The organism is Paenibacillus sp. J22FR83 (assembly GCF_059691955.1).
The window spans coordinates 410902-436755 of sequence record NZ_JCAUAM010000002.1 but is presented as its reverse complement, the minus strand read 5'-3'; the positions used below and the strand labels follow the sequence as shown (position 1 = coordinate 436755).

Here is a 25854-nt window from a genome sequence, read left to right as displayed (position 1 = left end):
TAACTACGTGTGAGGAGCAAGATAGAGATGGCAGTTTCCATTGAAGAAGCGGTACAAGTCGTTCCTTCTCCACGCCAATTGGCTTGGCAAGAGATGGAGTTTTATGGATTTATACATTTTGGAATGAATACATTCACGGGGAGACAATGGGGATTAGGTGACGAGGATCCTCAGTTGTTTCATCCGACAGCCTATGATGCAGCACAATGGGTCGAGTCCTGCCGTTTAGCTGGCATGACGGGGGTTATTCTGACCTGTAAGCATCACGATGGGTTTTGTCTGTGGCCGAGTGAATATACAAACCATTCGGTTAAATACTGTTCATGGAAGGAGGGGCAAGGCGATGTTGTACGAGATGTAGCTGAAGCTTGCCGTGAACAGGGATTGAAGTTTGGCGTATATCTGTCACCATGGGATCGGCATGAGCCTAGTTACGGGGATTCACCCGTGTATAATGCCTATTTCCAAAATCAATTGCGAGAGCTTCTTACGCAGTATGGTGAGATTTTTTGCGTTTGGTTTGATGGGGCTTGCGGTGAGGGACCGAATGGTAAAATGCAGGTCTATGATTGGGAAGCTTCCTATCGCATTATTCGCGAACTGCAGCCGAACGCCGTCATTAATATTTGCGGACCCGATGTTCGGTGGTGCGGCAATGAAGCGGGTCACACACGCGAATCGGAATGGAGTGTAGTACCTGCGGAGCGAAGGAGTGTCGAGGAAATTCAAGCTGAATCGCAACAAGAGGATGATGGTGCCTTCTCCCAAAAAATCAATGCGGATACAGAAGATTTGGGGAGCCGATCTATATTGGCAGAAGCCAATCGTATGATTTGGTATCCAGCCGAGGTGGATGTCTCCATTAGACCCGAGTGGTTCTATGATCCCGGTGATGATGATAAAGTGAAAACGGTCGAGGAACTGATTGATCTGTACGAGAGTACAGTTGGTGGTAACAGCGCACTACTGCTGAACATTCCACCGGACCAACGTGGACTCATTCACGAGACAGATGCACGGCATTTGCGCGAATTGGGGCAATGGCTCCGTGATACGTACGGACAGGATCTAGCTGAAGGAGCGAACGTCTGGGCTTCTCACACTAGGGATAGTGATGTTCATGCGGGGAATCTAACGGATGGCCAGTCCGATACGTATTGGTGTCCTCCAGTAGGGACTGAGCAAGCCGAGCTTGTGATTGATCTGGGCAAGGAGATGTCGTTTGACCGTGTCGTATTAAAGGAATTTATCCAATTGGGGCAACGGATTGAACGCTTCCAGTTAGCCTACAAGCGAGGTGATGCGTGGGTGAATTTGTATGCAGGCACCGTGGTGGGGTACAAGAAGATTTGCAGCTTCCAACAGACGAAGGCAAGATACATTCAACTGAGAGTGACCGAATCACGTATCAATCCTACTTTAAGCAGCTTCGGTGTGTATTGTAGTGGGCAAGAAAAGTAAATAGATGAAATAAAGCCCGACATGCCCATTGTGGACAAAGTCGGGCTTATTTATCGTTGAGTTGAGGCGATTACGAATTGGGAGATACCCTTTTAGGAAATAACCCCTCTGGCAGTTTACCCTCCCAAGAAGCAGGGGCTTCTAGTCCGAGTGCGTGCGCGACAACGGTTGCTGTGTCCACAATGTGGACATTGTCGAGTTTCGTACCAGGTGCGATGCCAGGGCCTGTGCAGCTCCAAAAAATGGTTTTGTCTAGCGGATGATCACTGCCATGATTATAAGCGTTCTCACCACCACCGCCGTGATCGGTGACGGCGATGATGAGGCTATCTTTTAACAGATCAGCCTGTTGAAGTGCTTCTAGAATAATGCCAGTGTGCTGGTCTGACTCCTCAATGACACGATGCTGTTCCGGCATGTTATACCCAAACTTATGACCAGCAGCGTCGGGGAGATCCAGTTGCACATAGAGCAGCTTGAAATCGGGGTTCTCCTGTATGTAGGCAGCTATAGCTTGGGCTAGTTCATCATCAGGCATTGAAACGGTATGGACACCGATTGAAGGCTCAATAATCCCATCGTTAATAGGCTTCCAGGCGCTGAATGCTGCTAGCTTAGCCAGTGGAAATGCTTCTCTAGCTATGCGGAAAATAGACGGATACGGCGAGTCGTCAGGGAAAGTTTCTACTTCTGCTCGGGTATTCGTAAGTCCATGTTTCACAGGATCAACGCCGTGCAGTAAGGTTCCCCAACACTCTGCGCTGATCGTAGGCGATGCCGTGTGCGCTTCAAGTGTAGAAGCGCCTAGTTGGAACAAACGGTCCAAATTCGGGGTATGCGCATCACGGACAAAGCTGCCGGCGCCATCCCAACCTATAATAATGACACGATTGTAAGTGTTCATGCATGTTCCTCCCTTTTTTCAACCCCAAAAGCTGATAATTAGAATCCCTATTAATATGAGAATAGAGCAAAGAATGCGCAATGTGCCTTGCTTCTCTTTGAGAATAAAGATGCCTAGCATGGTTGCGAAGACAGTCCCGATTTCACGCAATGGGGAAATATGGGCGACAGGTGCGAATTTCATGGCGAAGAGAAATAATAAATATGATACTGGATTGAGAATTGCCCCGAGAGCAATCGTTTTGAAGTTAATTTGCCACTCTCTACGCAGTTGTTTGGAAGCAATGACAAGCGGCGTGAGCCCTGCGACGAATCCAATATTCGTTACCTCCAATAGGGCTACTGGCGAGATATGTGCGAGATTCAGCTTATCGACAAGTACGTAGCAAGTCGTGCACAGCCCTACACTAAGCGCCATGAGGAAGGGCTTAACGGATTTGACAGGCGGTAGTCCAGTAGATCGTACACTTGTGAAAATGCCGCTGAGTAACAGGAAGCCAATGACCATGCAGAGCAGCCCCGTCCATCCGAGTGGTGATAGGGATTCCTGTAGAAACAGGACACCGACAATCGGGATAAATAAAGTGTTGGTACCTCTCATAATCGGGTAGATCTGCGAGAGATCCCCCATATTGTAGGTGCGTGAGAGCAAGAGCGCATACACAGCCTGTAAAGCGGCGGATAGTGCAAGTAGTCCATATGCTGACAAAGACAATGGAGTAAACCATAACTCTTTGATCAAAAAAGGAAGCAAGATAACAGTGGTGACCATGATGATGGACCAGAGGAAGACACCTTTGTTCAGGCTGCTTTTGGTAAACAAGCTCCAGATGGCATGGGCTAGCCCTGAGGCAATAACGAGCATAATTGACGCAGTTAACAAGTAATCAGCTCCAAACGTAAATGAGGTTATCGCGTTGGTTGATGTTCGGATTGATCACGGATGATAGTACCGTCAGCCAGGCGAAGCCATGTTTCGAACGAGCGCTCGCCTTCGCGGAGGCGAATCATTCTGGCACCACGGTGAAAGCCTTCTTGACCATAGGTGTTGTAGCCAGTTGCTCTGCCGTAGCAGAGACGAATGCCATGCAGCTCGCCCCAGTAATCGTTGATGTGGTCATGTCCACAGAAGGTTCCAACGACATTGCCCATTTCGACCATAGCAGCGAACAATCCTGAATTAACGGGAGCACAGCAGACGTTTTCGTGTTTGTTCCCATAACAGGTCGCACGCTCCCACACATCCCCGTACTCAGGAAGCGGAATATGAAAAAAAGCGAGTGCAGGCAGATCGCGCTGCTCGTTGCGGGACTGTTCGGCATACCAACTGATTTGGTCATGGCGAATCCAGTCATAGCCTGAAATCTGAGGAACAGTAGAGCGACTTCCGGAATCGAAGAAGTATAAGCTCGCTGCAGGCTGCCCGTCATGCCCATGGAGGGAGAGACGGTAGTTGCCAACGCCGCTAATATCCTCAGGGCCAGCTTGTGTCACCGTGTGAGGATAGGTAAGGACGCTGTTCATGAGTTCCTGTCTTGTGATGAGGGTTTCGGTGTCATGATTACCGAATACAACTGCCCATGGAATTTGGCGAGATTCAGCAGCTTGCACGGCGTCACGAAAAGCTTGGAGTGGCTGCTCGCAGTGCATTTCTCCTGTAGATACAGGGCCTGTATAGATAACATCACCTGTAAAAACAACGAGATCAGGCTGCTCCGCATCGAGTATTTCCTCCATTAAACGGAGCGTTTGTTGATCTTCCTCTCGGCCATCGATCCAGTGTAAATCTGTAAATTGCGTGATCGTAAACGTGCGATCCTCACGAAAAGTCAGCGGTTGCTGCTTGAACATACGTATAGCCTCCGATGTAATGGGGTTTGTGGAATCGTGTTGATTTATTTAATTATCTTGTTGTTTGTTGACAATTGTAAACGGGTTGGGCTTAGCTGTCAACGAGCAATTTTTGCAGGGGGTAAGCGGAGGCTTGAGCAGATTGACACACTAAGCTTGAACATCTAAACTAGTGAAAACAACATAAAACAACAACATGTCGACAATATAAACATACAAATTATTGGTCATTGGGAGGCCATCATGTCATTAACCTATGAAGATCGCAGGATGACGATACTGAATCATTTGGAAATGGAAGGGAAAGTCCAGGTGCATCACCTGGCTGAACTGCTTACCGTTTCAACGGAAACAGTGCGTCGGGATTTGGACCGCTTAGAAAAAGAAGGAAAACTGCGCAAAGTGTATGGCGGCGCCGTCAAAATGCGCATGGAAATGGTCGAGCCCCCTTTTCTGAACCGTGTGCAAATGATGAAACCAGAGAAAGCAGCGATCGGGAAACTAGCTGCGTCCCTCGTTCAAGATGGAGAAACGATCATGCTGGATAATGGGACAACGACGATTGAAATCGTCCCTTTTTTGAGCGACAAGACGAATGTGACGTTAATCACGAACTCCATCCCGATTCTCAACCTAGCCATGGAGACGTTCCGCGGGCGTATTATTTTTGCTGGGGGAGAAGTAAACCAAGAATGTCGAGCTGTGACAGGTACCCTGGTGGATCAGCTGCTTGATCAATTCAAAGTAAACAAAGCGTTCATTTCGGCTGGCGGCATCTCGTTAACGGATGGAATTACTGATTTCCATTTGGCTGAAGCGGTGATTTCGCGCAAAATGATGCAAAGAGCGGAAGAGTGTATTCTCGTTGCAGATCACAGCAAATTCGGCCTGTCTACATTTGCCAGAGTCGCCAAGTTAGAAGAAATCTCTATGCTGATCACCGACACAGGTTGCCCGAAAGAATGGGTGGATACGATTGAGGGGCTTGGTATTGAGGTGCGGGTATGCGAGTGATGTGGGTGGAGTGAAGAATGAAGAGTAGAGTAGAGAGTGAAAGAGTAAAGAGTAAAGATAGATTAAGGCCATTGGGGGGACGGTAGCATTGTTCTCTTATTGGCCTTTCTGTGTAAAGAATTGCAGATGAGATTGCAGCGAAACCCCGCACTCTACTCCAAAGTAGAGTGCTTGGGCCTGAACTCGCTCGGCGACTGGCCCGTCCAGCGGCGGAATTGCCGCGAGAAGTGGCTGGCAGACTGAAAGCCGAGCTTGTCGGCTATATGATTCATCGACAGATGGGTCGTAACGAGCAGCTCTTTGGCTTGTTTCAGCTTCAGCTGGCTGACATACTGGCGCGGTGATAGACCGTACACCTTGGAGAACAGCTTGCTGCACTGGCTGCGGCTCATGTTCATCTCTTTGGCGATGCCTGCGACGGAGGCATCCTCGCCGAGACCAAGCGATAGCTTCTCCTCGATCGCATGGGCGACGTCAGTTGAGAACAACGAGGCATCGCGGTTCGCTGCATTCGTATGATCACGCGTTGGCCTTAGGCCAGCGCTCTTCTGGGCGCGAAGCAGTGCGAGCACGTCGTGAATGATAAGCAGCGTGTAGGACTGCAGCAGCAGCTTGTCCTCGAATAACAGCTGCGGCGAGTCAGCCTGCTCAGTGTCTTGTTCTAACAGACGATTGCGCGCCACAACCGCTTCTAATTCACCAACGTAGCTGAGAAGCTTGCTAGTAGAGGCTTCTTTTTGACGGATCAGCCGGTAGGGTGTTGCTGCTAACAGACTGCGAATTTCCGTATCGTCGAGATCGAAGTGGACATTGAAATAGCCATAATGAAGAGCTGACCGGTTAGCGGATTGATGTCGGACACCAGATTTAATAAGCAGCCAGTCGCCAGCGAACATGGTTATCGAATGACGGTTAATTTCATGCTGAACTTCGCCCTCCGAGCAGTACAACAGCTCAAATAAATGGTGATGATGCCTCGGATAGGCCCACCCTGGGGGCTGCAGTCCAAAGTGGCAACCTACCACTTGCAGGGTCTGAATCATATTTGGAAAACGGTAAATATCCCTATACAAATCCTCCACGTTGATTGCCTCCAGTTACTGCTATTCCATTCACGTATATCATACCATCCCTTGGCACATTTGGTATAGAAATTGCGCCATTTGGAGATTGAGCATAACGGCAAGAATCAGCGATGATGAGAGGAATAGGAAAGACCACTTATACGCACATTCGGAGGGATCATCGTGGCTATTTTAACAGCAGGAAACAAGCAATTTCTACTAGATGGGGAACCTATCCAACTTCTATCGGGCGCTATTCATTATTTTCGCGTAGTACCAGCTTATTGGGAGGACCGGTTATTGAAGTTGAAAGCCTGCGGATTTAATACCGTGGAGACGTATTTGCCATGGAATCTGCATGAACCGAAGGAAGGTGAATTCAATTTCAGCGGCCTTGCGGACGTGGAGGCATTCGTTAAGTTGGCAGGAAACTTAGGTTTACATGTGATTGTACGGCCTAGTCCATATATTTGTGCAGAGTGGGAGTTTGGTGGTTTGCCAGCGTGGTTGCTGCAATATCCCTCAATGAAATTACGTTGTATGGATGCGATGTATTTGCAAAAAGTAGACCGCTACTACGATGAGTTGATTCCTCGTTTGAAGCCGCTGCTCAGTACGAATGGCGGGCCGATTCTAGCGGTGCAAATTGAGAATGAATACGGCAGTTACGGAAACGATACGGCGTATATAACCTATTTGAGAGACGGCTTAATTAGTCGCGGTGTGGATGTGCTGCTGTTTACTTCAGACGGTCCTGAAGATGGTATGCTGCAAGGTGGAACAGTACCTGGAACGCTGGCTACGGTTAATTTCGGCTCACAGCCGGAAGAAGCATTCGAGAAGTTTCGTCAATATCGTGAGGATGAACCGCTTTTCTGCATGGAGTACTGGAACGGGTGGTTCGATCACTGGTTGAAACCGCATCACACGCGGGAGGCTGGCGATGTTGCGGATGTGTTTGACCGGATGCTGCGAGCAGGGGCCTCAGTTAATTTCTATATGTTCCACGGTGGAACGAATTTCGGATTCTATAACGGTGCCAACTACCAAGAGAAGTATGAAGCAACGATTACGAGTTACGATTACGATTCCCCCTTGTCCGAGTGCGGTGATGTGACGGAGAAATATAGCGCTGTACGTAAAGTAATTGCCAATCATTTAGGAAAAACGGTGGAAGAACTCCCAGCACTGCCTGCGCCTATTCAGAAGAAAAGCTATGGGCAAATTGCTTTGACAGAAAAGGCTGATGTACTGGAATCATTGCCTTACCTGACGAAACCAATCCAACACGTCACCCCAGTATCGATGGAACATCTAGGACAAGATTATGGTTTCATCGTGTACTCAACGCGAGTGTCCGGGCCACGTGTGGGTGAGAAATTGCACATGCAAGAAGTACACGATCGTGCACAAGTCTTCTTGGATGGTGTGTACCAAGGCACGGTCGAACGATGGGATCCACGTCCACTCCAGATGGACATTCCTGCTGGTGGCGCGAAGCTGGATATTGTCGTGGAGAATATGGGGCGCGTCAATTATGGCCCTCGTCTTCGTGATTGCAAAGGCATTACAGAAGGCGTGCGAATGAATAATCAGTTTCTTTTTGACTGGAAGATTCATCCACTCCCACTAGACAATCTAGCGGCAGTTCCATTCGCGCGTGTGGGGGCGGAGGTTGAGACGAAGGTTGATCGTCCGACGCTCTATCGCGGGGAATTTCTTGTAGATGAAACAGGAGATACGTTCGTCAAGTTGGCAGGTTGGTCCAAGGGCGTCGTATGGATTAATGGCTTCAACCTTGGCCGGTTCTGGGAAAAGGGACCCCAAAACACGTTGTATCTGCCGGCTCCTCTTCTCCAAACAGGGCGCAATGAGATTATCGTATTGGAACTTCATCACACAGAGAATGCTGTCATTGAACTGATAGATATGCCTGATTTGGGTTAATGTAGAGCTAACAATGCGCTTAGTATTCATTAAAGTTTCCTTATAAACCGCTCTGGCCAAAGGCCGGGGCGGTTTTTCCTCGTCTACGTCTAGTACGCCGGCAGCAAAAATGCAAAAGAGCATCCTTTTCAGCGGAATTCACTCCATTCGTCAGTAATAGATGCAAATAGGCATCTTTTTGGGGCGAAAATGGCTTAGTAGAGCTGAAAATGCAGAAAAGGATGCCTTTTCGCATCGATTCTAGCTACAGCCGAGTATTTGATCGAAAATAGTTGCACTTTTGCACTTTTCAGCTGTTGGAAGGCCGCTGATGGTTGCACATTGGCAGCGTGAATGTAGAGTGAATTCACTTGATACTTCCCCAACTGGATAATCCACCGATACTGGTAAATACTAACGGAAATGCAGTCGGGCGGAGGGAATGAAATGGACGTAGGGCAGGATTCTTATCCCATCTCGGAGGAGATGGAAGTGAATATACAGAAGCTATTCCAGTGCTTCCACTCGTCGGATGACGTGCGAACTAGAGCGTTCACGTTGCATGGTGTGAAGGGAAGCCTTCTGTACCTAACGACGATTACAGATTCTACGAGGTTGCAAGGCGAGATTCTAGGTCCTTTGCTTCAAGCCGGGGAGGGGCAACTGGAAGATATTCTGCCTATTTTGGATATCGAGGTTGTTGGCGATTTGAAAGTTGCCGCGGACGCTATGCTTCAAGGGAAATGTGCGATTCTTCTGCAGCATCGAATGGATATTATTCTGGTGGATGCAAGTGCAAGGGTTGTGCCTAGTGTTGGGGAGCCGCAAAATGAGCAGATCATCCGAGGCTCTCAAGTGGGGTTTGTGGACGATGTTGCCATCAACGCGCAATTAATACATCAACGCTTGAAGAATGCGAACTTAGTTGAGCGTCACTTTACACTCGGATCTAACAGCCCAACGCATGTAAAGCTGCTTTATATGTGTGATGTGGCTAATATGAACGTGGTTGACGATATTATCGCTAACCTTCTCGCCAACCAGGATACGTTTATTAAATCCCCTGGTCAAATCACAAACCGCCTAGAGAACAGTCATTTATCGCCGTTTCCACAATTGCTTTTTACGGAAAGGCCAGACAGCACGGTGTCGCATTTAATGGAGGGGCGTGTGGCTTTACTGGTGGACGGCAGCTCGTACGCGACGATTCTACCTGTGACGTTCTTTATGTTCTTTCAAGCGGCCGATGATTTCAATGTCCGCTGGTGGAATGGGACTTTTTTTCGGCTCCTTCGCCTGCTCAGTGTCATGATTGGGATTGCACTTCCTTCCGTCTATATCGCGATCGTCTCGAATCACTTCGATGTGTTGCCGATTGATTTGGTATTTTCGTTGAAAGCTTCCTTGGAAAATATCCCGTTCAATCCCTTCATGGAGGCCATCTTCATGACGACAGTGCTAGAGCTTCTCAGGGAAGCGGCGATTCGATTGCCGAAATCGATCGCATCAACGTTATCCATCGTTGGAGGACTTGTTATTGGGAGCGAGGTAGTTAACGCCAATCTCGTTTCCACGGCAATGATTGTTGTCATTTCATTGACAGCCGTAGCATCGTTCAGCATACCCTCCCATGAAATGCGCCTAGCGATTCGGCTCATTTCCTTACCCATTATGATAGCCTCCTCGTTACTAGGTTTTGTAGGTATCGCCTTCAGCTTTAGCTTGTTATTCATGCATTTAAGTAAGCTGGAAACGTTTGGTGTGCCCTACTTCTACCCGTTTATGCCATTCAAACCTAGGCGAATATTGACGACGCTTGTCCAGTTGCCCAAACGGATCTTCGGCGGGAAAGCTTCGGATCGGAGGGCATCATGACACGCGTTCAATTATTTGCTTTCATCCTGCAGACGCAGATCGGCATTGCCGTACTTTCCTTTCCTTACGATTTGCATAAAGCCGCGGGCACGAATGGATGGATGTCCATTTTTATCGCGGGAGCAGGTGTGCAGCTTATTCTGACGGCTTACGTGCTGCTATGCCAAAGATTTCCGCGGCAAAATATCTATGAATTCCTCCCCCTCATCGTAGGAAAATGGCTGGGTAATGCCATCACAGTGATCATCACGGCCCATTTTGCTTTCACGACGTGTCTGATTCTTTTGCTGGAGATGACGTTCGTTGAGCTATGGATCTTGCCTTTCTCTAATCCGTGGCTCATGATCGTTGCGAATTGTGTGGTTTGTCTGTACCTTGCGAGGGAAAATATACGAATTATTGTGCGTTATCACGCCATGATTACCTTGCTGGTCATTGTTTTGGTGGCCATGCTGTTTACAAGCTATCGTACGATGGATTACCGCTTTTTACTGCCAATAGGGCACATAGGCCTACATGAGATCATCTTGGGGATCAAAAGCTCGGTACTCTCATTCCTAGGTTTTGAGGTATTGCTTGTCCTGAATTCGGATATTGAAACAAAAGGCAAGAGCATGCTAACCCCTATTCTGTGGGCAAATGGATTGGCTACCGCTTTTTTTGTGATCGTAGTCTTCATCTGCTTTCTCAACTTCAGTCCAGAGTCGCTTAATTTCATCCCTCAGCCAGTGCCTTACTACTTGAATGGGATTTCGCTGCCATTTCTGGAACGGTTGGATTTACTCTTTCTTTCTGTGTGGCTAGTGAAAGTGACGGCGACCTTGATCAGTTACTTTTATAGCGCGGGAAAAGGTTTAGGTTATCTGTTTCATCATAATGAGCACCGAAAGGTCATGTATTATTTAGTTCCTCTGGTTTGTACGACAGGGCTATTTTGGAGATCGGAGAGGCGGGTTCAGTGGTTGTCACAAGTCTCAAATGTGGAAAGTTTCGTCATTCTCGGGATACCGATTGTACTCTTGCTTTTGGCATGGATGATGGGAAAAAGGGGGCAACTACAGACATGAGAGCCCTTATGTTCGGATGTGTATTAGTACTGCTGCTGTCGGGTTGCAACTATCATAATGATCTTAAAAATCTCCAACTGATCTATGCAACGTCTGTTGATCTGAACGAGAAGAATGATGTTGTAACGACTGTAACCATTCAATCTCCTGGAGGAAAAGAGCGAACGGCGCCCGTTCATGAGGTGTTAACGGCTACTGGACCTACGTTGCAAGAATCACTATACAAAAAGATAGGCTTGCAAATTGCAGGTCCCATAGGCACTTCTAAGAATCAGGTCATGCTCATCGGAGATAAGCTGGCCAAGAAAGATATAGCAAATCTTCTCGACTCAACCTTCCGGAATGCCAACGATCCCATGCTGGCCAAAGTGGCGATAGTACGGGGAAATGCTGGTGATTTGATTCGTCTCGATCGCATCGGATCGGCAACAGCAGGAGAATATCTACGAAAGATAATTATGAGTGCTAGGTATGAAACCGTGATTCCTTCCATAACTTTGCACTCCCTTTATCCTATGTTACACGATTCGGGGCGTGATCCCGTCATCCCATTGCTTAGGAAAGAATCAGATAAAGCGGTCGTGGATGGTTTGGCTTTATTGCATGTACGTAAATATACAGGATATTCGTTAACGCCCGAACAATCTACACTGTGCCTATTAATGTATGGGGTCAAAGCTGACGTCTGTGTGATTACACGGAACATTGACCCGGAATCGCCTCAAAATGAGCCCTCGGACTATTTGTCGCTGAATATTTCGAATCTACACCGTGATAAGAAGGTTTGGATCAATGAGGATGGGCAAGTACAGGTGAAACTGGATCTGCGAATGAAAGGCTCTGTCGTTGAATTTGCCCATGAGGGTTTAGGGGACAAGGAGCAGGTCGCCCAATTGAGCCAGCGATTTTCTGAAATACTCACGGAAGAAGCGAATGAGATTTGCACATTGACACAGCGAGCGAATTCAGATGCGCTGGGCATTGCGCGGGATGTCATGGCTTTTTATCCGAATGCGTGGAAAAAGATGAACTGGGAAACGGAGTATCCGAAGGTAAATTTTCAAGTTTCCGTAAAAGTGGATATTATATCTCATGGGATTATCAATTAGTCTATGGGCTCATACGAGGCTAGATCTTAGGTATCTTAAAGTATACCAGGTACCTTTTAAGTGCCTACTTCCAGTTGACCCAATAAATCGTTATACTGATGAAGTTACGTTAAGTAAGTAATTCACTTTATTTTAGGAGGTAACAAAGATGTCGAATGAACAACTGAAAATTGGTATTATTCTTGGAAGCACTCGTCAAGGACGTGTTAGCCCGCAAGTAGGCGAATACATTAAGCAAATTGCGGATGCACGCGGAGATGCTGCTTACGAAATCGTAGATATTGCAGAATATAAACTGCCTTTCTTAGGCGAAGGTACAGGGGAAGAACCTGGTCTTGCCGCATGGAATACAAAGCTTGATAGCCTAGATGGATTCGTATTTATCGTTCAGGAATACAACCACAGCATTACTGGAGCTTTGAAAAATGCACTAGATTCAGCACGTGAGGCTTGGAACAACAAAGCCGCTGGTATCGTGAGCTATGGCTCAACAGGTGGTGCTCGTGCAGCTGAACATCTGCGCGGTATTCTAGGTGAACTATTGGTAGCAGACGTTCGTGTGCATCCAACATTCTCCTTGTTCACAGATTTCGAGAACTTCTCCGTGTTCAAACCGGCTGATCTACACAAAGATAACGTGAATGCGATGCTTGATCAAGTGAAAGCTTGGAGCGGCGCGTTGAAAACGTTGAGATAAATATAGGTATACGAAAACACTCCACAGGGATGAGCTGTGGGGTGTTTTGGTTGTCTATCTCTTGATACATTGCTATCAGCGAGCGTGGGTTATAGCGTGAATCGTTGCACTGGCCAAGCGAATAACTGGATTTTCTGCTGCTAATTCAATTGAAATCACAACATTTGGCAAACTAACTGGATTTTCTCCCGTTATTTCAGGCCAATTTCACCAAACGGGACAATTTCGAACGAAATTACATGTAGGAAATCCAGTTAAACTCCCCGAAGCTTAATTTTACACGGAAATAGATGTAGGAAATCCAGTTAATCCCTAAAGTATACGAGTGGACATTAACTTCTCCAGGTTGTTGTCTATTCCTATGTACATAACCTTAGATTGAGATTATTATGTGCATAAGTTAAGTTAAGTTAAGGAAGGCGCTCACTCATTGGTTCGCTGCTAGTCATTACCGCAGATACCATTGGGCGCTGGATTCTACAGCCGTCCGAAATCCCTACGGGTATTGTTATTGCTGTCATAGGAGGACCTTATTTCCTTTATTTGCTTACGCGAAACAAAAGATAAGTCGGGATGATGGGCTGTTAGGAGTGATAGAGGCTGCTGAGTTGATTGGCGGCTTTTTGTCTATGCCAGATTTACGGGAAAGTATATTATGTTTATATGGATAATTATTTCTGTTAATGGAGTGTGGGATATGTGAAGAAAAAGCCACGTGTAGTAGCTGTTTCAGGTGTTTCCGGTGGAGGCAAAACAACGACAATCCAACACTTGCTCCATAGATTGAATCATTCTAAGGCCCTTTATTTCGACGATTATGAGTTTGAGAATTGCCCAGATATTTGCGAATGGGTAGAAGCAGGGGCCGATTACAATGCATGGGTGCTTTCCCCGCTCATTACAGATATTCAATCTCTACAAAAAGAAGAATCACTCCAATATATTTTCCTTGATTATCCTTTTGCCTACTTGAATGATGCCGTCCGTGACTTTATTGATTTGGCATTGTATATCGATACCCCTCTGGATATCGCCATGGCGAGACGCATCTTGCGCAACGAACAGAAACAAGGAATTAGTGAATTGCAAAGTGACTTACAGAACTATTTAATCAGGGGAAGAGCGGCTTATCTAGAAATGGAAAAGTCGGTGAAAGGAAACTCGGATGTTGTCATTCCAGGTGAATTGCCCATAGAGCGTATCGTAGATCGGATTGTGGAGGAATTACGCAAGCAATCCCAGTAATCTTTTATATTTTACCAAAGGTAAATTCTTGCTTGAACGGGTTCATCGTGCGAGAATAGGTGATGGACAAACCAAACTTATTCAGACACAAGAGGAGTTCATTCACATCATGTTGCATTTGAGTTGGGAAATGATGATTTTCGTTATCGTCGGCGGGTTCTTGGCAGCCTATGTCGATTCAGTTGTTGGGGGAGGCGGGCTTATTTCGGTGCCAGTCTTACTTGCAACAGGGTTGCCACCAGCGTTGGCGCTAGGTACGAATAAATTAGCAGGGACGATGTCATCGCTGACAAGCACGATTTCGTTTATGCGGACAGGGAATGTTGATCTCAAAGCGGTGCGCGGATTGTTCGTGTTATCTTTAGCTGGAGCGGTGTGCGGGGTATTCGTGCTGCGCCAGATTCCTTCCGATTTCCTGAAACCACTGGTCGTGGTGATGCTGATTCTTATTACGATTTATACCATATTCCGCAAAAATTGGGGAGACATCTCGACCTTCAGTCAGTACTCGACGAGGACGGCTTTCTTGATGGGCTGCGCAGCGTTCCTACTGGGCTTCTATGACGGGTTCTTTGGGCCTGGAACGGGGTCCTTTCTCATTTTCGCGTTTCTGATGGTCGGTTTCGATTTCGTTAAAGCAGCAGGCAATGCCAAAATACTTAATTTCGGCAGTAACATCGCAAGTTTAATTACGTTCATGGCGCTCGGATCCATTAATTACTGGATCGGCATCCCGATGGGACTAGCGATGGTCTGCGGCGCAGTACTCGGCTCTCGCATGGCGATTCGTAAGGGATCGGCGTATGTGCGGCCGCTTTTTATAACCGTATGTGTGTTGTTGGTGGGCAAGCAGATTTGGAGTTTGATTTAGGCTTTATGCCAACTAATTGGCCCGTGTCCATTGCGAATTGACCGACGGTTATGGTACTATTTGAGCAGAGTGCAAATTGAAGGAGGTGAAGGTAGGATGAATCGAGAGTTTGCAAACAACCGTGTGAGCCAGTTACCCATTGCGATGGCTGGCATCGTTCATGCAGAAGTCAAAGACGCGAGAGGTCTGTCCACTTATGCGCATACGGTTTACCAACTCACGAGAAGACGCCTACCTTAACCCTCTACGGAATCAATGATCCGAAAGGTCGTAGGAATTTTCCTGCGGCCTTTTTGTGTTAGCTGCGTGCAGGTCGGGATCGTCTTCACAACCTAGGAGGATCCTTTATTATGTTAATTGTTAATGGTCAAAATATAAAGAAATACCACGGTGCCCAGCTCGTTCTGGAGGATGTTACATTTGAAATCCATCAGGGGGAACGTGTCGGACTTGTGGGCCGGAATGGGAGCGGGAAATCAACGCTGCTGCGCTTGATTGCCAAGCTGGAGAAGCCCGATGAAGGGCAATTAACGGTGCGCAAGGATACCGGCATCGGGTATTTGGCCCAAATCCCAAAAGCTTGGGAACGCTTCACGGTGTATGATGTGCTGGCTGCGAGTTTTGAAGAGCTGCTTGCGTGCCGAGCGACGATGCGTCAGCTTGAAGGCGCAATGTCGAGCATGGGTGATGAGAAACAGATGGATCAACTGTTGAATCGATACGCGCAGTTGCAAGAGCGCTTCGAGCGCGAAGGCGGATATGAGCTGGATGCGCGAATTGATCAAGTGGCGAATGGGCTGCGCATTGCGAAGGGTTTTTATGAGCGAAGCTTCTCCTCGTTGTCGGGGGGAGAGAAAACGAAGATCACATTGGCGTCCCAGTTAATCGGCAAGCCAGATCTGTTACTGCTTGATGAGCCGACGAACCATCTGGACTTGGCAGGTGTGGAGTGGTTGGAGGAGTACCTCAAGCAGTATGACGGCGCTTGTATCATTGTTTCCCATGATCGTTACTTTCTGGATCTGGTAGTTACGAAAATCGTGGAACTGGAAGATGGTGAGTCAACAACGTATTACAATTCCTACTCAGGCTATGTGAAGGAAAAAGAAGTGCGTCTGCTTCAGCAGTTTGCAGATTATCAAGAGCAGCAGAAGGTGATCCGCAAGATGAAAGAGACGATCAAGCAGCTGATCGAATGGGGGCGGATAGGCGGAAATGAAAAGTTCTTCCGCCGGGCGTTCTCCATGCAGAAAGCGCTGGATCGCATGGAGAAGCTCAAGCGACCTGTACTCGATCCGAAGGGGGCTGATTTCGATTTGAAGCCAGAGGATCGCTCTGGCCGCAGCGTATTGCGTTTCGAGCAGGTGTCGAAACGATACGGCGACCGAGTGCTGCTCCACCAAGCGGATGGCGCACTCGAGTACGGCGAGAAGGTGATGCTCGTCGGGCATAACGGCTCAGGCAAAACAACGCTGCTGAAGATGCTGCTCGGCGAAGTGCAGCCAGATGGCGGCGAGCTCAAGCTTGGGGCTCGCGTCGACATCGGCTATCTGGCGCAGCAAGCGTACCCAGCCGATAATAAGAAGTCCGTTCTCGCGTATTTCTGCGAGGAAGCGAAGCTGGAAGAAGGCGAGGCGCGGGGGCGGCTGGCTTCCTATTTATTCTACGGCGCGGATGTCTTCAAAGCGGTGAGCTCTTTATCCGGCGGGGAGTGGACGCGACTGCGGCTAGCGCTGCTTGTCCTGCGCAAACCGAACCTGCTCATTCTGGATGAGCCGACGAATCATATGGACATCGCCTCACGCGAAGCGCTGGAAGATGCCTTGGAAGAATTCCCCGGTACGGTGCTGGCGGTGACGCATGATCGGTATTTTATCAATCGGCTGGCGCGTAAAATATGGGAGTTGGATCAGGGGAAGATCACTGTTTATTTGGGTGATTATGATGCTTATAAGAAGAAAAGCGGAGAGCTGCGTGCCTTAGAGGTGCCGCGGGTAGAAGAACAGCGACCCATTCAGGTGAAACCGAAAACCGAGGGAATTCATCGGAATAAGGGAGCGATAACACAGGGTAAAGATGCGCTGGAGAAGATAATCGCGGGTGCAGAGGCGCAATTGGCTCTAATGGATAACCAGCTGGAGCAGGGGAGCGAAGCGTTGACAGCGGCGGAGCTAGCACAGCTGTGGGAGAAGCGAGAAGAGGTACAGCGGCAATTGGATGCTCTTTATGAACATTGGATGCAGGCGGAAGAGTGACCCGATATATGAGCTAGTCACAATAAGGCTGTATAAGAGGCTGTCCCACTGCCGCATCGCATTTAGATGTAAAAACTACAGCTAATGTGCTCGAATTTGAGGTATTTTCGTGATTAAATAGATGGAGAAAATCCAGTTAAATTACGGAAAGTCGTTTTATTATATAGGAGTTAATAACGAAAAGAGGCGTTTCATAAGTCTACATAGACTTTTGAAAAAGCCTCTTTTTCTACATGATTCACTATAATTTCTACGATATCTTCAACAAAGTTGTGACCTTTTGTCACTTAAAAGAAATGAATGGTCCATCTATAATGAGGTTAGTGGAATTAGAAGACAGACTGATTTAGCAGTCCGATTAGCGTAAGAATAACGATACAGTAAAGTGGGGGATTCACTCGTCATGAACTCGATCATGGTTGTTGATGATGCTGGTTTTATGAGATTGATGTTAAAAGATATGCTGATATCAGCTGGGTTTGTCGTTGTAGCGGAGGCAGCAAACGGAGCAGACGCAGTAAAATATTATAAAATGCTCATGCCTGATTTAGTCATCATGGATATTACGATGCCAGAAATGGATGGGATTACTGCTCTTATTGAAATTAAGAGAATCAACCCCAAGGCACAAGTGATCATGTGTTCAGCCATGGGGCAGCAAAGGATGGTACTTGAGGCCATTAGGTCCGGGGCGAAAGATTTTCTCGTGAAGCCTTTGCAGGGAGAAAGAGTCATTGAAGCCATTCATAATCTCATGAATGTATAAGGCTCTGTTCAGATGCTGGCTCTCAGCAATGTAATAGCTTCATAACGGCTAGATACGTTCAATTTTTCATAGATGATGGTTAGGTAATTTTTGATTGTGCCTTCGCTAATATGCAGTTCATCGGCGATTTCTCGAATGGATAATCGGTTTCCTAACAGAAGAAGAATATCCTGTTCCCGTGAGGTAAATAGATTGTTGGCGGTGATGGATGCTGGCAATGTCGAGATATCACGCGGAGCAGTTCGTGTATTCATGAGATAGCGTGACAGCTTGGCCGCGACTTCAGCGGGTAAAATATACTGACCATTAAGCGTACTCCGTATCGTTTCGATTAACTGTGAGAATTCGAGTCCTTTAAGCAAGTAGCCGTTCGCCCCGTGTGCCAACCCATCGATAATATAAGACTCTTCATTATAAGTTGTGAGAATAAGGATGGGCATCTCCGGATACCGTTCCTTCAATTTCTTGGTACATGCAATCCCATCCATGCCAGGCATTCGCACATCCATCAGAACAAGATCAGGTTGAATGCGATCGAGCTGAGTTAGTGCATCTACGCCGCTTGTGGCAATACCTATAACTTCCATATCCGACTGTGCCTGAATGACAATTTTGAGAGCGTTGCATATCAATACTTCGTCATCGGTGATAAAAACTTTAAAGGTCGTCACTGTTAGTAATCCTCCGGTCGGGAGTGTATGATGCTTTAGAACCGTTTAGATCAATCATACCATGGATATATTGGATTATCATCGTAAACTCCCAAATTGAATTAGAAGGTGATCTTTATCTACCGCTATGGTCTCGTCCTATTCATCTTTATGATTCCCTTATTTGCTGGAGGATCGACCGTAACAGCGAAATCCGAGCACAACGTTCTTGTTCAGAATGGAGCGGTGGATGTATCAAAAGTTAATTACCCAATAGAGGCAATCTCGCTTGAAGGGGAGTGGGCTTTTTACAAGAATCAATTGCTAACCCCCGAACAAATCACTAGTCATGCAGAGGAACCTGATTATATACAGATCCCTCAATCTTGGGACAAACAGCGGATAAATGAACACTTGTTGACAGAGGTGAAAGTGGGTACGTATCGGTTGCAACTCAAACTGTCCAAGAATGAAATTGGTCAACAGAAAGCTTTATATATAAGCGATATTGCCAGTGCGTACACCATATGGGTGGATGGGCACATGCTTGGTGGTGTTGGGGTCGTTGGAGAAATGATGACAGAGGAAGTACCGCAATCGCGGGCGAAACTGATTTTCTTTGAGCCGAAAAGCACGGAAGTGGAAGTGGTCATTCAAGCTTCCAATTATAGGTCCAGAAGTGAAGGGGCAATCAAGGAGATTAAGTTCGGGGATGGGGATCATCTTCTGGCCTACATGGTGAAGAAGAAACTGATGGCGGCACTAACCATTGGCGGATTACTTGTTATTGGGCTGTATCATTTAATTATTTATGGGATTCGAAGAAGTGATCGCGCTACCTTGTTTGTGGGCCTGTTAGCCATCGATATAGGCGTGCGGGGCTGGATTAGAGACACCTATTTGGTAGATATCCTAGCTCCCTTCATGAGTTGGGAGACGATTGTGAAGCTCGATTATTTGACAGGGCATATTGCTTATATGTTCTTAGTCATGCTGATGAATCGGATGTTTCCTCAGGAAATGAATCGAAGAGTGGCCGTCATATCCCATGTACTTACTTCCCTTTTCAGTATGTATATCTTAGTCATGCCTGCGAGTGTATATACGAAGACCCTTTCGGTTCAATTCGGCCTTATGTTACTGATTTCGATGTATACGATTGGTTATGTATGCATCTGCGCTGTTAAGCGCAGAAGAGAAGGCGCACTCATTAATATGATTGGCTATATTATCATCGTTATCGCCTGTGTCAATGATGTGATGTTGTTTCAACGCATGATTGTATCAGCTGAGATCCTATACGATGCGATCTTTATATTTGTTCTCTTGCAGGCGATTATTATCTCTTACCGCTATGCGCGATTGTTTAATCATAACGCTGCTTTATCTTCAGACCTACAGCAGCTGAATCAGACGTTGGAGCTGAAAGTAGCGGATAGAACAGCAGATCTCCATCGCAAGAATAAGGAATTGGCTCAGATGCACCACAGCAGGACGGAGATGTTAGCGAATATCTCTCATGATATGGGCTCGCCGTTAATCGGCATTCAGATGAACATGCAATTAATGAAGGATGGGCTTGTGAACGCAGCGGAACAACCAGATTTTGTGCAATCCCTGCTGGATAAAGCAGCTTACGTCAAGCGATTAAACGATGACTTGTTTGAATTGTCCTTGCTGGAGTCAGGGCAACTGCAATTTCAGTTTAAGCGATATCACCTACGCAGTTATATGGAGGACTTGATTCTCAGGATGAAAGCAGATCTCGCTAGTCAACAAATCACCTTGCGGATCGGCAGTTTAGAAACGTTGCTGGAGAAGGATGAAGTATGGATTGATGCGGATGCCAAACGAATCAAGCAGGTGTTGAACAACTACGTGGGGAATGCGGTCAAATTTAGTCGAAGCATGAATGCCATCATTGTCATTAACTGCAGGATAGTTCCTGCAAATGATAACCGATATGCCGTGCGTTATGAAGTTGTCATAGAAGTGAAAGATCAGGGACCGGGTATCGAGGAAGATGAATTATCACATGTGTTCGAACGCTTCTATCGGAAGATAGAAGGAAATGCTAGTGGCAGCGGGCTGGGATTAGCGATTGTTAAGGAAATCGTCGAGCGGCATCAGGGTCGTGTAGGTGTTGTTAGTAAAGTAGGCGAAGGAAGTACATTTTCATTCACGCTTCCGGTTTATAGGATGGAGTAATATCCGATTCTTCACACAACCAACTTAGTTCCGCCACGGTTCCGTCATGGAGTCCGTATTCCAGTTGTGATAAGCTAGAGGTACATACTAAGGAGGCGATTGCTGTGATCCAACTATTTCCGGCTAACACGCGTAATTCAACAGATTTGGGGTGGCTCAAGAGCCACAAAAGCTTTTCCTTCGGCGACTATTTTGATGAAGAAAATGTCAGCTTTGGCGTAATGCGTGTCTGCAATGACGATGATATCGCAGCAGGGCGGGGGTTCGGCCCGCATCCCCATAGCGATATGGAGATTGTCAGCATCGTGCTCAGTGGAGCGATTAAGCATGAAGACAGCCTTGGCCATGTGGCCGTAACAGCGTCCAATGGCGTGCAGCGGATGTCTGCAGGCAGCGGTGTCATTCATGCCGAATATAATGCATCGGAAACGGAGCCGATGAGCCTGTTCCAGCTTTGGTTTATGCCTGAGAAGCGAGGCATGGAGCCTTCTTTTGAAAATGTAACCTATGAGCCGGAGGCTCTAATCAACAACCTTCTGCCCGTTGTCACACCTGAAGGAGGCCCTCACATCGCCAAAATCCATCAGGATATGAGCATCTACCTCAGCAAGCTGGATGCGGGGAAAGAACTTCAATTCGAGCAAGGTGAGAATCGCCGCATTTTCCTCATGCTGGTTAGCGGGAAATGCACGGCTAATGACGCAGTTCTAGAAACGAAAGATAGCGCACGTATGCAAAATGAGTCAACCTTAACGATCCGTGCGATCGAAGATACACATTTCATGCTAATTGATCTGCCATAAAGCATAAACGAAAGAGATAGAGGAGGTTGCAGCGATGAAGGAAACTTTTCTAGTGAAGCATGCGGTGGGTGGTCGCGCGTTTATCGATACCGGCAAACATCCCGTGCCCTACACGTACGAGCAGCAAGGCGAGCAATGGGTATTTCGTGTGAAGATTGAACAGCCTGAGCGGATAGCGGAGCTTTTGAAATGGAAAGATGAGTTAAACGTATTCGTGTTCCAAGAGGTTGAGAATGAGCCAACACGGAAATTATGGTTCTATGTCAGCGATGATGGCGTTCAGTTTACTGAAGACAAGGGGGAGCTAACAATTCAAGCAACCTCCCATATTTTGTACATTCCCGACCAATTTAGTGTGAAATGATTGGAGCAACACGATGAAAGTTCAGGATCAACAACTAGAGGAAGTCATTGCGAAAGCAAGCGAATTTATTCAGGAATGTTACCAGGAACTGGGCAAAAGTCAGGCGCAAATCGCCGAGCGAATTGCTGATATCACGGACGCTATCCGCTATAACGGAGATTACGAGATCACCTTTGAAGAGCTGGAGCATGGTGCGAAAATGGCTTGGCGCAACAGTAACCGCTGCATTGGCCGCTTGTTCTGGGAGTCGCTTCGTGTACACGATGCTCGCCATATAGAGACAGAAGCTGGAGTAGCCGAAGCGCTGTTCCAGCATATCGAAACTGCGACGAACGGTGGCAAAATCCGCCCTGTCATCACGATTTTCCCACCCTCCCGAAGCGGGAAGGCGGTCGTTCAGATCAAGAATGAACAGTTGATTCGCTACGCAGGCTATGAGACGGATCAAGGTATCGTTGGCGATCCGATCTCGCTAGCTTTCACGAAGGAATGCCAGGCACTCGGCTGGCAAGGGGCAGGGACTCCGTTTGACGTGCTGCCGCTGATAATTCAAGTGGGAGAGCGCACGCCTCAGCTATTTGAAATCCCGGAGTCGTTGATTTTGGAGATCCCGATCACGCATCCGGAGTTGCCAAGCTTCGACGAATTGAAGTTGCAATGGTATGCCGTGCCGATGGTATCGAATATGGTTCTCGAAATCGGTGGCGTGATCTATCCGGCGGCGCCTTTCAACGGCTGGTACATGGGGACCGAAATCGGCGCGCGGAACTTGGCTGACGAGAACAGATACAACCTGCTGCCGCGTGTAGCGGAGATCATGGGAATCGAAACGAAGCGCGAGTCCTCCCTATGGCGGGACAAAGCGCTGGTGGAACTGAATGTCGCGGTGCTGCATTCTTATCAGCAGCATGGCGTCGCGATTGTCGATCATCATACGGCTGCGAAGCAGTTTAAGCGGTTCGAGGATAACGAGGAGACGAGTGGGCGTGATGTCACGGGTGATTGGACGTGGCTGATTCCACCGCTGTCTCCAGCCACGACGCATATTTTTCACTCTCATTACACAAATGAAGTGAAGCTGCCTAATTTCTTCTATCGCGATAAGAAATTGTAGCGGAGATATTTCACAAGTCTACACTTGTGTTCACCATTGGTGCGCACGAGCGTAGGCTTTTTTTGATAGATAAGAACGTAAGCTCCCTCTTACGTATTCAGGATGGGTTTAAGATGCTGGTGGTGAGTGTAGTCCGATATTCATTTCGGTCTAGTAGCGTTAACGCACAGGCGAAGCCGGCGCCAAGTAAAATAAGGCCCCAAAAGGGCCTTACAGAGCCCTGCCCGCCGCCGGGCCGCGCGAAAAGGCTGCGTTAACGCCCATTTTGGGCGTTAACGCACAGGCGAAGCAGGCGCGCAGTAGAATAAGGCCCCAAAAGGGCCTTACAGAGCCCTGCCTGCCGCCGGGCCGAGCGAAAAGGCTGTGTTAACGCCCATTTTGGGCGTTAACGCACGGGCGAAGCCGGCGCGAAGTAGAATAAGGCCCCAAAAGGGCCTTACAGAGCCCTGCCCGCCGCCGGGCCGCGCGAAAAGGCTGCGTTAACGCCCATTTTGGGCGTTAACGCACGGGCGAAGCCGGCGCGAAGTAGAATAAGGCCCGAAAAGGGCCTTACAGAGCCCTGCCCGCCGCCGAGCCGCGCGAAAAGGTGTGTTAACGCACAGGCGAAGCCGGCGCGAAGTAGAATAAGGCCCCAAAAGGGCCTTACAGTGCCCTGATACCTTTTCGCCGACGCGGTAGGGTTGTATGGTAAATTTTGCCCTTCAAAATTCACCTTAGTTTAATAGCCAAACTTAGTCGGATGTAGTATCATTTGCCTTACATAAAGCGCACACCATTACTCTACGCGAAAAGGGGACCTCCGCTTGTGGCAGAAGCTAGTTAACTGGAATACATTGCGCAATCAGATGTTAGCGGGATTTATTGCTGTGATGATTATTGTCCTGGTTTGTGCAGGTGCAATTACGTACAATTCGGTGTCTACCCTCCTCAATACGAAGGCAGAGACACAGATGAAGCAAATCGCCAGTCAAGCGAACGGCAGACTGGAAGCGATCATTACGCAGATCGACACGTTGACGCTACAAGCTGTAAATGATGTGTATTTGCAGCAATTATTCCTATCATCGGTTCAAGGAAAGGCGCCAAACTTCAGCGAGCGTCAGTCGCTTTTGAAAATCGCCAATCACATCCAAGCCTATAGTGGTGTGAGCAGTGTAGAGTTGTATACGACGGACTTTGCGCGTATGTTTCCGCTGGATGAGCAGAAACTAACGGAACTTGTCAAGCCGAACTGGATTGAGCAGGCGGATAAAGAGAAGGGCAGGCTGATTTGGATTGGGAGCGATCCGAAGAATCCGGAATCGGTTCTAGCTATTCGTCGGATCAATTTAATTGACCGTTGGTTCTCGAACGGCGGGTATTTGATGGTGCGGATGAATCGCAGCTATTTTGACTTCCAAAGCCAACTCCCTGATACGGGGCATCGCGAATTAATGCTGCTGGCTGACAGCTCGGCAAGGCCGATTGTCTCGGAGGGTGAAACACAAACCAGCATCAGTGAACTGATGCATAACGATGCGCAGCAGGTCACACTAGGCCAGAAGCGATATATTCTCGTGAAGCAGCTCTCGGAACAGACGAACTGGACGCTCATGATTCTGTATCCCGTGAGTGACATTACCGAAGGGGTTTCCGTGCTGCGTTGGGCGATTATCGTATCAGGGGCGATCGGGTTGGTGCTGTTTATTATCTTGTCGTTTCTGCTATCTTCAATGATAACGAGGCCGATTCTTAGGTTGATGCGCGCGATGAGAAATACACGACAAGGCGTGCTGACGCCCAACTTAACGCATTCCTACACGGCAGAGCTGAACGATTTGAACATGACGTACAACCAAATGGTGGACAATATGAATCGACTGATCAAGCTCGTATATGAGAAGGAAGTCATTCAAAGCCGAACGGAGCTTCAGGCGCTTCAAGCGCAGATAGATCCTCATTTTTTATATAACACGTTGGAAGCGCTGTACTGGTCCTTACAGGAAAAAGAGGAAGAAGAGCTAGCTGATCTAGTTGTCGCTATGTCTGATTTATTTCGCTATGTTATCGGCAATCCGAACAAGGATGTCTGGGTCAACCTATCGGAAGAACTGGAGCACATTAAGCGCTATTTAAGCATTATGAGTGTGAGATTTGGCTCGCGCCTCGTCTGGGAGATTGATTGCGAGGATGCTTACAATCACTTGAATATTCCGAAACTGCTGATTCAGCCATTAGTGGAGAATGCGATTTTGCATGGGTTGGAGGGTAAAATAGGGCCAGGATTAATCACGATTCGCACAGAGCGTTCACCGTTGGAACCTACAGAGCTGCGCATTACCGTTAGTGATGATGGACCGGGCATGAATGAACAGACCTTGCGAGCCGTGCAAGCTTCTATGGAGCAAGGCGGTGTGAGTACCTCTTCTGGTAAAAGCAAAGGCAAAGGAATGGCCATAGCCAATGTGCAGCGACGCATTCAGCTCTATTATCCGAAGCATCCAGATCGCTACCGTGGCTTAACGATTACGAGTGCTCCACAGCAAGGAACCAGTGTCTCTTTTGATATTCCGATGCAAGTAGATGCTTACGAGAATAGTTTTTCTGACGAATAACTTGGAGGAGGGTCACG

22 protein-coding genes and 1 pseudogene are annotated in these 25854 nt (G+C 47.6%); 18 read left to right on the top strand and 5 right to left on the bottom strand.

Features of this window, described 5'->3' with window-relative positions; all coding sequences use genetic code 11:
• Nucleotides 1-27 precede the first annotated feature (27 nt).
• Nucleotides 28-1461 carry an alpha-L-fucosidase gene (locus AC58PV_RS05425; protein ID WP_497431248.1) on the top strand — a complete coding sequence of 478 codons (1434 nt, stop codon included), beginning with the start codon at nt 28-30 and terminating at the stop codon, nt 1459-1461.
• Between the two features lie 70 nt (nt 1462-1531).
• Here the strand turns inward: AC58PV_RS05425 and AC58PV_RS05420 are convergent, their stop codons facing one another.
• Genes AC58PV_RS05420 through AC58PV_RS05410 form a run of 3 tightly spaced genes read right to left on the bottom strand, consistent with a single transcriptional unit; the run spans nt 1532 to nt 4215 of the window.
• Nucleotides 1532-2365: an alkaline phosphatase family protein gene (locus AC58PV_RS05420; RefSeq protein ID WP_497431247.1), complete on the bottom strand. Its 834-nt coding sequence runs from the start codon at nt 2363-2365 to the stop codon at nt 1532-1534.
• 18 nt (nt 2366-2383) lie between these two features.
• Nucleotides 2384-3247, bottom strand: coding sequence for an EamA family transporter (locus tag AC58PV_RS05415; protein WP_497431246.1), 864 nt, complete (start codon nt 3245-3247; stop codon nt 2384-2386).
• Between the two features lie 26 nt (nt 3248-3273).
• Nucleotides 3274-4215, bottom strand: a complete 942-nt coding sequence (locus AC58PV_RS05410; protein ID WP_497431245.1) for a metallophosphoesterase family protein — start codon at nt 4213-4215, stop codon at nt 3274-3276.
• Nucleotides 4216-4458: 243 nt separating this feature from the next.
• Here AC58PV_RS05410 and AC58PV_RS05405 point away from each other — a divergent pair, with 243 nt between their 5' ends.
• The gene (locus AC58PV_RS05405; protein WP_497431244.1) at nt 4459-5229 is read left to right on the top strand and encodes a DeoR/GlpR family DNA-binding transcription regulator; all 771 of its coding nucleotides are present in this window, start codon (nt 4459-4461) and stop codon (nt 5227-5229) included.
• A 152-nt stretch (nt 5230-5381) separates the two neighbouring features.
• Here AC58PV_RS05405 and AC58PV_RS05400 read toward each other — a convergent pair whose 3' ends face one another.
• Entirely contained in the window at nt 5382-6311 is a 930-nt protein-coding gene (locus AC58PV_RS05400) for an AraC family transcriptional regulator (protein WP_497431243.1), read from the bottom strand.
• Between the two features lie 165 nt (nt 6312-6476).
• Between AC58PV_RS05400 and AC58PV_RS05395 the strand changes: the two genes are divergently transcribed.
• The 11 genes and pseudogenes from AC58PV_RS05395 to AC58PV_RS05345 all read left to right on the top strand — a co-directional run bounded on the left by AC58PV_RS05395 (nt 6477) and on the right by AC58PV_RS05345 (nt 18104).
• Nucleotides 6477-8240 (top strand): glycoside hydrolase family 35 protein, encoded by a 1764-nt coding sequence (locus AC58PV_RS05395; protein ID WP_497431242.1) that lies wholly within the window; start codon nt 6477-6479, stop codon nt 8238-8240.
• A gap of 426 nt (nt 8241-8666) precedes the next feature.
• A complete protein-coding gene (locus AC58PV_RS05390; RefSeq protein WP_497431241.1) occupies nt 8667-10094 on the top strand; it encodes a spore germination protein in 1428 nt (475 codons plus the stop codon).
• A complete protein-coding gene (locus tag AC58PV_RS05385; protein ID WP_497431240.1) occupies nt 10091-11161 on the top strand; it encodes a GerAB/ArcD/ProY family transporter in 1071 nt (356 codons plus the stop codon). The genes AC58PV_RS05390 and AC58PV_RS05385 overlap by 4 nt, the downstream gene beginning before the upstream one ends.
• Nucleotides 11158-12270, top strand: a complete 1113-nt coding sequence (locus tag AC58PV_RS05380; protein WP_497431239.1) for a Ger(x)C family spore germination protein — start codon at nt 11158-11160, stop codon at nt 12268-12270. The genes AC58PV_RS05385 and AC58PV_RS05380 overlap by 4 nt, the downstream gene beginning before the upstream one ends.
• A 148-nt stretch (nt 12271-12418) precedes the next feature.
• Nucleotides 12419-12967 (top strand): NADPH-dependent FMN reductase, encoded by a 549-nt coding sequence (locus tag AC58PV_RS05375; RefSeq protein WP_497431238.1) that lies wholly within the window; start codon nt 12419-12421, stop codon nt 12965-12967.
• 423 nt (nt 12968-13390) lie between these two features.
• A pseudogene (locus AC58PV_RS05370) lies at nt 13391-13534 on the top strand (iron chelate uptake ABC transporter family permease subunit); the annotation flags it as partial.
• Nucleotides 13535-13666: 132 nt separating this feature from the next.
• Nucleotides 13667-14212 (top strand): nucleoside/nucleotide kinase family protein, encoded by a 546-nt coding sequence (locus AC58PV_RS05365; RefSeq protein ID WP_497431237.1) that lies wholly within the window; start codon nt 13667-13669, stop codon nt 14210-14212.
• A gap of 109 nt (nt 14213-14321) precedes the next feature.
• A complete protein-coding gene (locus tag AC58PV_RS05360) occupies nt 14322-15083 on the top strand; it encodes a sulfite exporter TauE/SafE family protein (RefSeq protein WP_497431236.1) in 762 nt (253 codons plus the stop codon).
• 96 nt (nt 15084-15179) lie between these two features.
• Nucleotides 15180-15323, top strand: a complete 144-nt coding sequence (locus AC58PV_RS05355; protein ID WP_497431235.1) for an RAxF-45 family protein — start codon at nt 15180-15182, stop codon at nt 15321-15323.
• 110 nt (nt 15324-15433) lie between these two features.
• Nucleotides 15434-17338, top strand: coding sequence for a ribosomal protection-like ABC-F family protein (abc-f, locus tag AC58PV_RS05350; RefSeq protein WP_497431234.1), 1905 nt, complete (start codon nt 15434-15436; stop codon nt 17336-17338).
• Nucleotides 17339-17741: 403 nt separating this feature from the next.
• On the top strand, nt 17742-18104 hold the full coding sequence (locus AC58PV_RS05345) for a response regulator (protein ID WP_497431233.1): 363 nt from the start codon (nt 17742-17744) through the stop codon (nt 18102-18104).
• An 8-nt stretch (nt 18105-18112) separates the two neighbouring features.
• On the opposite strand, the gene AC58PV_RS05340 is transcribed toward AC58PV_RS05345, so the two are convergent.
• The gene (locus tag AC58PV_RS05340; protein WP_497431232.1) at nt 18113-18775 is read right to left on the bottom strand and encodes a response regulator transcription factor; all 663 of its coding nucleotides are present in this window, start codon (nt 18773-18775) and stop codon (nt 18113-18115) included.
• Between the two features lie 108 nt (nt 18776-18883).
• Between AC58PV_RS05340 and AC58PV_RS05335 the strand changes: the two genes are divergently transcribed.
• The 5 genes from AC58PV_RS05335 (at nt 18884) to AC58PV_RS05315 (ending at nt 25837) form a co-directional block, all read left to right on the top strand.
• Nucleotides 18884-20962: a sensor histidine kinase gene (locus AC58PV_RS05335; RefSeq protein ID WP_497431231.1), complete on the top strand. Its 2079-nt coding sequence runs from the start codon at nt 18884-18886 to the stop codon at nt 20960-20962.
• Nucleotides 20963-21066: 104 nt separating this feature from the next.
• The gene (locus AC58PV_RS05330; protein ID WP_497431230.1) at nt 21067-21765 is read left to right on the top strand and encodes a pirin family protein; all 699 of its coding nucleotides are present in this window, start codon (nt 21067-21069) and stop codon (nt 21763-21765) included.
• Between the two features lie 34 nt (nt 21766-21799).
• A complete protein-coding gene (locus AC58PV_RS05325) occupies nt 21800-22129 on the top strand; it encodes a hypothetical protein (RefSeq protein WP_497431229.1) in 330 nt (109 codons plus the stop codon).
• Nucleotides 22130-22142: 13 nt separating this feature from the next.
• On the top strand, nt 22143-23243 hold the full coding sequence (locus tag AC58PV_RS05320; protein WP_497431228.1) for a nitric oxide synthase oxygenase: 1101 nt from the start codon (nt 22143-22145) through the stop codon (nt 23241-23243).
• Nucleotides 23244-24046: 803 nt separating this feature from the next.
• On the top strand, nt 24047-25837 hold the full coding sequence (locus tag AC58PV_RS05315; RefSeq protein ID WP_497431227.1) for a sensor histidine kinase: 1791 nt from the start codon (nt 24047-24049) through the stop codon (nt 25835-25837).
• Nucleotides 25838-25854: the final 17 nt, after the last annotated feature.

Coding starts and splice junctions, on each gene's coding strand:
- AC58PV_RS05425 (WP_497431248.1), top strand. CDS start 28: ATGGCAGTTTCCATTGAAGAAGCGGTACAAGTCGTTCCTTCTCCACGC.
- AC58PV_RS05420 (WP_497431247.1), bottom strand. CDS start 2,365: ATGAACACTTACAATCGTGTCATTATTATAGGTTGGGATGGCGCCGGC.
- AC58PV_RS05410 (WP_497431245.1), bottom strand. CDS start 4,215: ATGTTCAAGCAGCAACCGCTGACTTTTCGTGAGGATCGCACGTTTACG.
- AC58PV_RS05405 (WP_497431244.1), top strand. CDS start 4,459: ATGTCATTAACCTATGAAGATCGCAGGATGACGATACTGAATCATTTG.
- AC58PV_RS05390 (WP_497431241.1), top strand. CDS start 8,667: ATGGACGTAGGGCAGGATTCTTATCCCATCTCGGAGGAGATGGAAGTG.
- AC58PV_RS05385 (WP_497431240.1), top strand. CDS start 10,091: ATGACACGCGTTCAATTATTTGCTTTCATCCTGCAGACGCAGATCGGC.
- AC58PV_RS05380 (WP_497431239.1), top strand. CDS start 11,158: ATGAGAGCCCTTATGTTCGGATGTGTATTAGTACTGCTGCTGTCGGGT.
- AC58PV_RS05375 (WP_497431238.1), top strand. CDS start 12,419: ATGTCGAATGAACAACTGAAAATTGGTATTATTCTTGGAAGCACTCGT.
- AC58PV_RS05360 (WP_497431236.1), top strand. CDS start 14,322: ATGTTGCATTTGAGTTGGGAAATGATGATTTTCGTTATCGTCGGCGGG.
- AC58PV_RS05355 (WP_497431235.1), top strand. CDS start 15,180: ATGAATCGAGAGTTTGCAAACAACCGTGTGAGCCAGTTACCCATTGCG.
- abc-f (WP_497431234.1), top strand. CDS start 15,434: ATGTTAATTGTTAATGGTCAAAATATAAAGAAATACCACGGTGCCCAG.
- AC58PV_RS05345 (WP_497431233.1), top strand. CDS start 17,742: ATGAACTCGATCATGGTTGTTGATGATGCTGGTTTTATGAGATTGATG.
- AC58PV_RS05325 (WP_497431229.1), top strand. CDS start 21,800: ATGAAGGAAACTTTTCTAGTGAAGCATGCGGTGGGTGGTCGCGCGTTT.
- AC58PV_RS05320 (WP_497431228.1), top strand. CDS start 22,143: ATGAAAGTTCAGGATCAACAACTAGAGGAAGTCATTGCGAAAGCAAGC.